Source organism: Streptococcus sp. GMD1S, assembly GCF_000296875.1.
In the GTDB taxonomy this organism is placed as follows: Bacteria; Bacillota; Bacilli; order Lactobacillales; family Streptococcaceae; genus Streptococcus.
Genome location: NZ_AJQY01000236.1, coordinates 1 through 743, shown reverse-complemented (window position 1 = coordinate 743; position 743 = coordinate 1). Strand labels below are relative to the sequence as shown.

Genomic DNA, 743 nt, shown 5'->3' with positions numbered 1-743 from the left:
GACAAGCACATCTATGGTATCCAATTCCACCCAGAAGTTCGCCATTCTGTATACGGGAATGATATCCTTCGCAACTTTGCCCTTAACATCTGTAAAGCTAAGGGTGACTGGTCAATGGACAACTTCATCGATATGCAGATCAAGAAAATCCGTGAAACTGTAGGTGACAAGCGTGTTCTTCTAGGTCTATCAGGTGGTGTTGACTCTTCTGTTGTTGGAGTTCTTCTTCAAAAAGCGATTGGTGATCAATTAATCTGTATCTTTGTAGACCACGGTCTTCTCCGTAAAGGGGAAGCAGACCAAGTTATGGACATGCTTGGTGGTAAGTTTGGGTTGAATATCGTCAAAGCAGACGCTGCAAAACGCTTCCTTGACAAACTTGCAGGTGTTTCTGACCCTGAACAAAAACGTAAAATCATCGGTAATGAGTTTGTTTATGTATTTGATGACGAAGCAAGCAAGCTCAAAGATGTGAAATTCCTTGCTCAAGGAACACTATACACTGATGTGATTGAGTCTGGAACTGATACTGCTCAAACCATCAAATCACACCACAACGTGGGTGGTCTTCCAGAAGACATGCAGTTTGAACTGATTGAACCATTGAACACTCTTTATAAAGACGAAGTCCGTGCCCTCGGTACAGAGCTTGGTATGCCAGACCACATCGTATGGCGCCAACCATTCCCAGGACCAGGACTTGCTATCCGTGTCATGGGTGAAATCACTGAAGAAAAACTAGA

1 pseudogene is annotated in these 743 nt (G+C 43.6%); it reads left to right on the top strand.

Features of this window, described 5'->3' with window-relative positions:
- Positions 1-743: pseudogene (locus tag GMD1S_RS08520) on the top strand (GMP synthase (glutamine-hydrolyzing)); the annotation flags it as partial.